General features: G+C 66.3%; 10 protein-coding genes. 4 read left to right on the top strand and 6 right to left on the bottom strand.

All coding sequences use genetic code 11. The annotated features are described in order from the left end of the window. Window positions 1-159: 159 nt before the first annotated feature. Window positions 160-1,281, bottom strand: a complete 1,122-nt coding sequence (locus tag ABE522_RS15620) for an NADH:flavin oxidoreductase/NADH oxidase (RefSeq protein WP_346592487.1) — start codon at window positions 1,279-1,281, stop codon at window positions 160-162. A gap of 492 nt (window positions 1,282-1,773) precedes the next feature. On the opposite strand from ABE522_RS15620, the gene ABE522_RS15615 reads away from it, so the two are divergent. Further along, window positions 1,774-2,205 carry a CBS domain-containing protein gene (locus ABE522_RS15615; RefSeq protein WP_346592486.1) on the top strand — a complete coding sequence of 144 codons (432 nt, stop codon included), beginning with the start codon at window positions 1,774-1,776 and terminating at the stop codon, window positions 2,203-2,205. 70 nt (window positions 2,206-2,275) lie between these two features. On the opposite strand, the gene ABE522_RS15610 is transcribed toward ABE522_RS15615, so the two are convergent. Both ABE522_RS15610 and gloA read right to left on the bottom strand, forming a co-directional pair. Continuing rightward, window positions 2,276-2,704: a VOC family protein gene (locus tag ABE522_RS15610; RefSeq protein WP_346592485.1), complete on the bottom strand. Its 429-nt coding sequence runs from the start codon at window positions 2,702-2,704 to the stop codon at window positions 2,276-2,278. Window positions 2,705-2,800: 96 nt separating this feature from the next. Further along, complete coding sequence (gene gloA / locus ABE522_RS15605) at window positions 2,801-3,319, bottom strand: lactoylglutathione lyase (RefSeq protein WP_346592484.1); 519 nt, start codon at window positions 3,317-3,319, stop codon at window positions 2,801-2,803. Window positions 3,320-3,441: 122 nt separating this feature from the next. On the opposite strand from gloA, the gene ABE522_RS15600 reads away from it, so the two are divergent. Both ABE522_RS15600 and ABE522_RS15595 read left to right on the top strand, forming a co-directional pair. After that, the gene (locus ABE522_RS15600) at window positions 3,442-4,551 is read left to right on the top strand and encodes a PLP-dependent cysteine synthase family protein (protein WP_346592483.1); all 1,110 of its coding nucleotides are present in this window, start codon (window positions 3,442-3,444) and stop codon (window positions 4,549-4,551) included. Between the two features lie 77 nt (window positions 4,552-4,628). Next, window positions 4,629-6,662: a M3 family metallopeptidase gene (locus tag ABE522_RS15595; protein ID WP_346592482.1), complete on the top strand. Its 2,034-nt coding sequence runs from the start codon at window positions 4,629-4,631 to the stop codon at window positions 6,660-6,662. A gap of 19 nt (window positions 6,663-6,681) precedes the next feature. Here the strand turns inward: ABE522_RS15595 and ABE522_RS15590 are convergent, their stop codons facing one another. Genes ABE522_RS15590 through ABE522_RS15580 form a run of 3 tightly spaced genes read right to left on the bottom strand, consistent with a single transcriptional unit; the run spans window position 6,682 to window position 8,580 of the window. Beyond that, complete coding sequence (locus tag ABE522_RS15590; protein ID WP_346592481.1) at window positions 6,682-7,485, bottom strand: SDR family oxidoreductase; 804 nt, start codon at window positions 7,483-7,485, stop codon at window positions 6,682-6,684. After that, complete coding sequence (locus ABE522_RS15585; RefSeq protein WP_346592480.1) at window positions 7,482-8,063, bottom strand: DUF1415 domain-containing protein; 582 nt, start codon at window positions 8,061-8,063, stop codon at window positions 7,482-7,484. Before ABE522_RS15585 ends, ABE522_RS15590 begins: the two co-directional genes overlap by 4 nt. A 34-nt stretch (window positions 8,064-8,097) precedes the next feature. After that, the gene (locus ABE522_RS15580) at window positions 8,098-8,580 is read right to left on the bottom strand and encodes a YajQ family cyclic di-GMP-binding protein (protein ID WP_346592479.1); all 483 of its coding nucleotides are present in this window, start codon (window positions 8,578-8,580) and stop codon (window positions 8,098-8,100) included. A 79-nt stretch (window positions 8,581-8,659) separates the two neighbouring features. Here ABE522_RS15580 and ABE522_RS15575 point away from each other — a divergent pair, with 79 nt between their 5' ends. Next, the gene (locus ABE522_RS15575) at window positions 8,660-9,556 is read left to right on the top strand and encodes a DMT family transporter (protein ID WP_346592478.1); all 897 of its coding nucleotides are present in this window, start codon (window positions 8,660-8,662) and stop codon (window positions 9,554-9,556) included. Window positions 9,557-9,594: the final 38 nt, after the last annotated feature.

Raw genomic sequence — 9,594 nt, 5'->3', positions numbered from 1 at the left:
GGTGGGTTCGTGGGAACGCTCATCCGCATGGATGCGGATGGCGAGCCTACATGGACGTACTTGCGGCGATTCCCACGAACCCACCCCGCCCTGCCAACGCAACAGCCCTGCAGCTGTTGACGTTGACGTTGACGTTGACGTTGACGTCAAACCTCCTGCTTACTGCGCCGAAGCCCGGCCCGGCCCGCGGTAGCGCGCCAGCCAGTGCGCGTACGGTGCGGGCAGCGTGGTCCAGGCCGGGTTTTCCACGCCCAGTTCCTGCGCCAGCTGGTACGGGTAATGCGGGTTGGCCAGGTGCGCGCGGCCGATCATCACCAGGTCACTCTGCTGCTCCTGCACGATGGTTTCGGCCGCCTCAGCGCCATCCACGCACCAGCCCACCGCCACGGGAATGCCGGCTTCAGCACGCACGCGCTGGGCGATCGGCGCCAGGAAGGACGGCGTGCCCCACGGCACCACGCCGGTGGGAATGACGAAGTTGATGCTGACATTGAGCAGGTCCAGCCCACGTTCGCGCATCTGGCGGACCAGTTCGATGGATTCGGCCAGGGTTTCTTCATCGCGCCCGTCGTATTCAATGACGCCCATGCGCGCGGTCAACGGCAGCTCGGCCGGCCACACTGCGCGTACCGCGGCGACGGTTTCCAGCAGGAAACGGGCGCGGTTGTCGAAGCTGCCACCGTACTGGTCATCGCGCTGGTTGCTGTAGGCGGAGAAGAAACTCTGTGCAAGGTAGCCATGTGCGAAATGCAGTTCCAGCCATTTGAAGCCGGCATCGCGCGCGCGTTCGGCGGCTGCGACGAAGTCAGCCTGCACGCGCTTGATGTCGTCGATAGTCATTTCCTGGGGCACCCTGGACAGACCGCCACCGAAGGCGATGGCCGACGGCGCCAAGGTGGGCCAACCACGCGCATCGTCTTCGGCGATATGGTCATCGCCTTCCCATGGCAGGTTGGCGCTGGCCTTGCGACCGGCATGGCCGATCTGGATGCCCGGCACGGCACCGGTCTGGGCGATGGCGGCGGCAATCGGGGCAAGTGCGTCAGCCTGCGCCTGATTCCACAGGCCAAGGCAGCCGGGGGTGATGCGGCCTTCCGGCGATACGCCGGTGGCTTCCACGATGACCAGGCCGGCACCGCCACGGGCCAGCTGGGTGTAGTGCGCAAGGTGCCACGCGTTGGGAACGCCCTCAACGGCGCTGTACTGGCACATCGGCGGCACCGCGATGCGGTTGCGCAGGGTCACGCCTTTCAGCTGGAACGGGGAGAACAGGTGGGACATGGGGACATCCGTGGAGGAGGGGGAGCGCGACGCGTGGCGTCGTGGACTGCCCTAACCATGGGGGGCGGCGCAGGCTGAATCCACCACGCTGCGGCAGGACGCTGCATGCCATGGGTGCAGAGTCCAGACAGAGTGCGCGGCATGCGTCATGACAGACGCGGGATTGCAACTGGGACACAACTCCGGTGTTCTGTCCGCATCTCGGCAGTCGACGACGCATCTTGAGCGCGCTCGGCAGGCTGTGTTCAGCAGCGGTTTCTATGGTAGTGCCATTCTCTGGGTCGTTGGTTGGTTCCACGATGCACTGTGCCATCGATGCCGGTAGTGACCGATGGTCGCAGTCGTAGAATCGAACCTGCCGGGGTGGGATTGAACGATTGAACCTGCCCCGTTCGCGCTGCACCAGACGTGCGCTGGAAGGTCGGTCCCCGCGGAGGGGGCGCATCGGCAGAGCACATTTTTCGAATCAGTGACCTGCAACAGGAAACAAGAATGAACGTCCGCGAGCTGCTGCAATCCAAGAAAGAAGCTGTCATCACCATCGATTCCGAGGATACGATCGGTGCTGCCGCGCACAAGATGAGCGCGAACAGGATCGCTGCCCTGGTGGTGACCAAAGACGGTGCCCCGGTCGGCATCATTTCCGAAAAGGACATCGTCCGCAGCCTCGCCGATGATGGTCCGCAGGCCGGCCGCCGGGTAATTTCCAGCGTGCCCTCGACGGGCCTGGAAGGCATCGCGCCGGAGGCGACGCTGAAGCAGGCGATGTCGCTGATGACGTATTCGCGTCGCCGCCACCTGATGGTGACTGAAGGCGCGACGCTGGTCGGCATCCTCAGCCTGGGCGATATCGTCAAGAACCTGCTGGGCGAGCTGGAGCTGGAAAAGGCCGTGCTGCAGGACATCTACCTGGCCGCGCACTGACCCTTCGGCGCATCGCGACATCGGAAGCCGGGCAGTGCCCGGCTTCTTCATTTCAGGGGCGTGGCCGACCTCAGAACGTGACCTTTACCGATCCGGCGCTGTAGGTTGCCTCGCCGTGGTAGACCACTTCGATGTTGTTGCCATCCGGGTCCAGCACGAATGCGGCGTAATAGCCGGGATGATAGGGCCGTTCGCCCGGCGCGCCATTGTCCTTGCCGCCGGCGGCAAGGGCTGCCTTGTGGAACGCCTCCACGGTGGCGCGGTCGCGTGACTGGAAGGCCAGGTGGTGGCGACCGGTCAGCTCGCCGGCAGCGGCGTCACTTTCAGCGCTGGAAATGAACAGCTCATCGGCCCAGAAGTAGTCCTCGCCTTCGCCGGCGATCGGGATGCCGACGGTGTCGAACACCGCTTGGTAGAAACGTCGGCTGGCGGCAAGATCGCGCACGATCAGCTGGATGTGGTCGATCAATCGCCCGCGATGCAGCTCGTTGGTTTCCATGCTCACGCTCCATGAAAAGGGGACGGAGGGGATTAAGTCGCTTGCGGCCCGATTGTGCCAGAAATGACTTAATCCCCTCCGTCCCCTTTTTTCACGTCAGGCGTTGGAGATGATCTCGACCCAGTAGCCGTCCGGGTCCTTGATGAAGGCCAGGTGCTTCATGCGGCCGTCTTCCAGGCGCTTCTGGTAGGGCACCTGCAGGTCGTCGAAGCGCTTGCATGCCGACTTGATGTCCGGCACGGACACGCAGATGTGGCCGAAGCCGCGCGGATCGCTGTTGCCATCGTGGTAGACCGGGCCGTCCTGTGCTTCGGTGCCATGGTTGTGGGTCAGTTCCAGCACCCCCGGCATGCCCGCCATCCACTGACGGCGCTCGGCGTCCGACTCAGGCACCACGGTACCGGCCGGCAGCAGGGCCAGGAAGTACAGGCTGAACCGGGCCTCGGCGAAATCGCGTTTGTCGATCAGCTGGTAACCCAGCACGCGGGTGTAGAAGTCCAGCGAGGCAGTGGCGTCCTTCACCCGCAGCATGGTGTGGTTGAAGACGAAGCCGGCGGTCTCGGCCGGCGGCTGGGCAGCGACGCCCGGGACGGTCTGCAGGTCGGCAAGGGGCATGGGGATCCTTCAGTGGCGGCGCCCGGAATGGCGCGATGTCCCATTCTACCGACCGGCGGATGACGACGGTCCGGCGTAGAATGCGTGCACCGCACCGTTCCACCACGGACAACGAATCCGCCATGTCGCAGCGTGAATGGGTGGCTGCCGCCATCCGCAAGATCGAGGCCGATTTCAACCGCTCGGCTGATACCCACCTGATTCCGATGGACCTGCCCGGGTTCGATGGCATCGAGGTGTACTTCAAGGACGAGTCCAGCCATCCCACCGGCAGCCTGAAGCACCGCCTGGCACGCTCGCTGTTCCTGTACGCGCTGGCCAATGGCTGGCTGCGCGCAGGACGGCCGGTGATCGAGGCATCCAGCGGTTCCACCGCGGTGTCCGAAGCGTATTTCGCGCGCCTGCTCGGCCTGCCGTTCATCGCGGTGATGCCAGCCAGCACCTCGCCGGAGAAAATCGCCGCGATCGAATTCCATGGCGGCCGCTGCCACCTGGTGCAGAGTGCCTGCGGCCTGAATGCCGCCTCCGAGCAGCTGGCGCGCGAGACCGGCGGCCACTTCATGGACCAGTTCACCTTCGCCGAACGGGCCACCGATTGGCGCGCCAACAACAACATCGCCGAATCCATTTTCAAGCAGATGGCCGAAGAGCCGCATCCCATTCCGGAATGGATTGTCTGCAGCCCGGGCACGGGCGGCACGGCAGCCACGCTGGGGCGCTACGTCAGCTATCGCCGGCATGACACGCGCATCCTCTGCGCGGATCCGGAAGTGTCGGTGTTCTATGACGGCTACCGCGCCGCGCTGGCCGGTGAGCCGTGGCGTCACCTGACCTGCGAAGGCGGGTCGCGGGTGGAAGGCATCGGCCGGCCGCGGGTGGAGCCCAGCTTCATCCCCACCAGCGTGGACGCCATGGTGAAGGTGCCCGATGCACTGGCGCTGGCCGCGATGCGCCAGGTCAGCCGCCGCCTGGGGCGCCGCGTCGGCGGATCCACCGGCACCAATTTCATCGGCGTGCTGCAGGCCGCGCAGTGGATGCGCGAGGCGGGGCGCGGGGGCAGCATCGTCACCATCCTGTGCGACAGCGGCGAGCGCTACGCACACAGCTACTACGATCCTTCCTGGTATGAACGGATGGGGATCGACGTGGTGGGTGCGGATGCGGCGCTTGCGGCGGTGTTGGCGGGTGGCGCGTTGCCAGGCCTGCCGACCAGCAGCCTGGAAACGATCTGACCCCCTTGCCATCGCGGCCGCGCGGCGCCATATCCAGCAGCAGGCCACGCCGCGTGGCACCCGCCACTGGAGTTCCCATGACCGCCACCAACCCGTTGCTCGATTTTTCCGGCCTGCCGCGTTTCGCCGAGATCCGGCCTGAACACATCGGACCGGCGCTGGACGTGCTGCTGGCCGACGCGGAAGCCGCCGTCGCGGCCGCCGAACGGGTGCGGCCGGTGACCTGGGAATCCTTCGTGGTGCCGCTGGACGATGCCACCGAACGCCTGTGGCGGGCATGGGGCCAGGTCGGCCACCTGCAGGCGGTGATGAACACGCCGGCGTTGCGTGAGGCCTACAACCAGAACCTGCCACGGGTAACCAACTTCGGCAGCGCGCTGGGCCAGAATCTCGCGCTGTTCCAGCAATACCAAGCGCTGGCATCCACGGCGGAGGCCGCCGGCTTCGACGCCGCAAGGCGCAAGGTGCTGGACAACACGCTGAGGGACTTCCGCCTGGGTGGCGCGGCGCTGGATGGGCCCGACAAAGCGCGCTTCACCGCCATCAAGGAAGAACTGTCCGCGCTGGCGGCGAGGTTCTCGCAGAACGTGCTGGACGCCACCGATGCGTGGTCGTTGCTGATCGAGGACGAAGCCCGCCTGGCCGGCCTGCCGCAGGATGTCCGCACCGCTGCGCGTGCCGCCGCGGAAAAGGACGGCATGCCCGGTTGGAAGCTGACCCTGCAGATGCCGTGCTACCTGCCGGTACAGACCTATGCCGAAGACCGCGGGCTGCGCGAGACCCTGTATCGCGCCAGCGCACAGCGCGCTTCGGAATTCGGTGAGTCGGCACTGGACAACAGCGGCAACATCGACCGCATCCTTGCCTTGCGCGCGGAGCTGGCTGGATTGCTTGGCTTCGCCTCTTATGCAGACTATTCCATCGCCACCAAGATGGCGCAGGACCCGACCGACGTGCTGGCGTTCCTGCGCGACCTGGCGGCGCGTGCCAAGCCCTTCGCCCGCCAGGATCGCGTGGAACTGGAGCAGTTCGCACGTGACACGCTGGGCCTGGACCACCTGCAGGCCTGGGACCTGGCTTTTGCCGCGGACAAGCTGAAGCAGGCGCGCTACAGCTACTCCGAGCAGGATGTGAAACAGTACTTCACCGAACCCAAGGTGCTGGGCGGATTGTTCGCCGTGATCGAGCAGTTGTACGGCTTGCGGGTGCAGCCGGACAGCGCGCCGGCGTGGCACGACGATGTCCGTTTCTTCCGCCTGGAAGACGCGCAGGGAGCGCTGGTGGGCCAGTTCTACCTCGACCTGTACGCACGCGAAGGCAAGCGCGGCGGTGCCTGGATGGACGACTGCCGCAACCGTCGCGTGCGCGCGGATGGCAGCGTGCAGACGCCGTTGGTCTACCTGGTCTGCAACTTCGGTCGCGGTAGCGAAGGCAGGCCGGCGACCTTCAGCCACAACGAGGTCACCACGCTGTTCCACGAAATGGGCCACGGCCTGCACCAGCTGCTGACCCGCATCGGCGAACTGGGCGTGGCAGGCATCAACGGCGTGGAGTGGGATGCGGTGGAGCTGCCCAGCCAGTTCATGGAAAACTTCTGCTGGGAGTGGAGCCACCTGCAGGGCATGACCGCGCACGTGGAAACCGGCGAACCGTTGCCGCGCGCGCTGTACGAAAAAATGCTGGCGGCGCGCAATTTCCACAGCGGCATGGCCACGGTACGACAGCTGGAATTCGGCTTGTTCGACATGCTGGTCCACAGCCAGTTCGAACCGCAGCAGGACAGCGTGCTGGCCTTGCTGGAACGTGTGCGCGACGAGGTCGCGGTGAACCATCCGCCGGAGTGGAATCGCTTCCCGCACCAGTTCAGCCATATCTTCGCCGGCGGTTATGCGGCGGGGTATTACAGCTACAAGTGGGCCGAAGTGCTGAGTGCGGACGCCTATGCGGCCTTCGAAGAGGCGCCGGACGCCGTGGCGGCGACCGGTGCGCGGTTCCGCGATGAGATCATCGGGCGCGGCGGCAGCCGCAGCGCCGCGGAAAACTTCCAGGCTTTCCGCGGCCGCGCGCCAAGCATCGATGCGCTGTTGCGGCATTCCGGGATGGCCGGTTGAAACGGCCGACCGGCTGTTTTCAATCGACGTAGATCATCCTGCGGGTCATGCCGCCGTCGACGATGTGGTCCTGGCCGGTGATGAAACCCGCCATGTCCGACAGCAGGTACACCGCCAGCGCGCCGATGTCTTCGGGCTGGCCGACCCGGCCCACCGGATGCTGCGCGTGGTCGGCACGGGACAGCGTCGGCGTGCGCCGGCGCGTGGGCGCCTGCCAGGCGCCCGTGGCGATCCATCCGGGGCTGATGCTGTTCACCCGCACCGCCGGTCCCGCACTGAGCGCCAGCGCATGGGTGAAAGCGAGCAGTCCGCCTTTGGCGGCGGCGTAGGCTTCGCTGTTCGGTTCGGACTGCCGGGCGCGGGTCGATGCGATGTTCAGGATCGCCCCGCCCCCGTCGGCCGCCAGTGCGGGCAGGGCGTGCTTGCTGCACAGGAAGGTGCCGTGCAGCGAGGAGAGCCTGCGCTGCCATTCCGCCCATTCCATGTCCGCCAGCGCGGTGCCGTGCGCACCGGCAATCCCCGCATTGTTGACCAGCCCGTCGATGCGGCCGAAGCGCTTCAGCGCGGCCGCCACGAAGCCGCGCGCGCTGGCTTCGGCGGTGATGTCCAGCTTGCGGAAGGCGGCGTCGGCAGGGCGATCCCATTCGGCCAGGCAGGCCTTGCCTGCTGCCACGTCGAGGTCGCCGATCATCACCTGGCCGCCCGCGCCCAGCACGGCCTGCGCGATGCCGCGGCCGATGCCGTTGGCACCCCCGGTCACCAGCACCACCTTGCCCGCCAGGGGCGCGGCGGGCCACGCTGCAAGCGCGGGCACGATGCTCATGACAGGTCCTGCCCGCGCAGGCGCCGCCACCAGCCCTCCACGCCGATGCGGTCCAGGGTCTGGATGTTGCGCTCCACGATCACATCCGGGTCCGGGAAGGCATCCACCGCACGTGCCACGCTGTCTTCGCGCAGCAGGTGCAGGATCGGGTAGGGCGCGCGGTTGGTGTAGTTGCTGGCGTCGTCCGGCGCAACGCCGTCGAACTGGTACTGCGGGTGGAAGCTGGCCACCTGCAGGATGCCCTGCAGGTCCAACGCTTCGATCGCCGCGTCGGCGTTGTCGAGGAAATCGTTGTAGTCCAGGAAGTCGGTCAGCACGTCCGGATGGATGATCAGGGTCGTGTCGATCTGCTCGGGCGATGCATCGCGCAGCAGCACCAGTTCTTCCGCCAACTGCTCCACCAGCGCTTCGGGCGTGGTGGCATCGCTGAGCACATAGCGTACCTGTTCCTTGACATAGACCGCCTTGGCGAACGGGCACAGGTTCAAGCCGATGACGATGCGCTCCAGCCACAGGCGCGTCGCCGCGATCGGGTCTTCGGCGGGCGGCCCTTCGGACGTAACAACGGAATCGGTCATGGCGGGCTCGGCAGGCGGGCGGAGAGGTGGTCGATCAGTCGCGGAAGTTGTCGAACTGCAGCGGCAGTTCGAAGTCGTTCCTGCGCAGCAGCGCCATTGCATCCTGCAGGTCGTCGCGCTTCTTGCCGGTCACCCGCAGCTTGTCGCCGTTGATCTGGCTTTCCACCTTCAGCTTGGCTTCCTTAAGCGTGGCGGCGATCTTCTTGGCGATCTTCTGTTCGATGCCCTGCTTGACGGTGATCTTCTGCCGGGCACCGGCGACGTTGGTTTCCACCTCGCCGAATTCCAGGCTCTTGGTATCGATCTGGCGGGCCGCCATGCGGGCGCGCAGGATGTCGGTCATCTGCTGCAGCTGGAACTCGCTGGGAGCGCTCTGCGAGATCACGCTGTCTTCCAGCTCGAACTTCGCGGCCACGCCCTTGAAATCAAAGCGCGTGGTCAGCTCGCGGTTGGCCTGGTCCACTGCGTTGACCAGTTCGTGCTTGTCCACTTCGGAGACGACGTCGAAAGAGGGCATGGGGAAACTCCTGGATTCAGTGTCCCCCATTCTACCCAACCCGCCTTGGAAGGTCGGCGTGGCAGGGCGATAATGGGCCATGAACGCCCCTGCCTCCCCTTCGCGCGCCGTCATCTGGATGGTTGCCGCCGTTGCCTGCTTCTCGCTGATGGACGCGGGCATGAAGCAGCTGGCGTCCGGCTACCCCTCGCTGCAGGTGACCTTCCTGCGCGGCGCCGCCTCGCTGCCGTTCGTGCTGGTCTGGGTGCTGGCCAGTGCCGGGCCGCGTTCATTGATACCGCGGCGCTGGGGCCTGCACCTGCTGCGCGGCGTGCTGGGCATGGTGATGATCGGCTGCTTCGTCTTCGCGCTGCGTGACCTGCCCCTTTCAACCGCCTACAGCATCTATTTCGTCGCCCCGCTGATCATCGCCGCGCTGTCGGTGCCGCTGCTGGGCGAGCGTGTCGGGCCGCGGCGCTGGGTCGCCATCGGCATCGGCCTGCTTGGGGTCATCGTGGTGCTGCGGCCAGGCGTGGATGGCTTCATCGCCGTTCCCGGGTTGATGGTGCTGGTGGCCGCCACGGCGTATGCGGTCGCGGCGATCACGGTCAGCCTGCTGACCCGCACCGACACCTCGCAGTCGATGGTGGTGTGGTTCCTGGTGATCATGGCGATCGGTGCCGGGCTGCTGGCCTGGCCGGAATGGACACCGATGCGGCTCGTCGATGCCCCCCTGGTGGCGGGCATGGGCCTGGCCGGTGCGCTGGGCCAGATCGCCCTCACCCGTGCCTTCCAGCTGGGCGAAGCGTCGATGATCGCGCCACTTGAATACACCGGACTGGTCTGGGTGATCGGCTGGGACCTGCTGTTCTGGCAGCAGCTGCCCGATGCCTGGACCTGGGGCGGGGCGGCGATCATCGTGGCATCGGGGCTGTACCTGCTGCACCGCGAGCGGGTCAACCGGCAGTCGCAACCGATGCCGCTGGACCATCCCTGATCCCAGCGCGCATCCATCCGGCTCCGGCAACGCCAGGC

It is taken from the genome of Stenotrophomonas lacuserhaii (assembly GCF_039674585.1).
Taxonomy (GTDB): domain Bacteria; phylum Pseudomonadota; class Gammaproteobacteria; order Xanthomonadales; family Xanthomonadaceae; genus Stenotrophomonas; species Stenotrophomonas pennii_A.
This window is presented reverse-complemented; position numbering and strand designations above follow the sequence as displayed.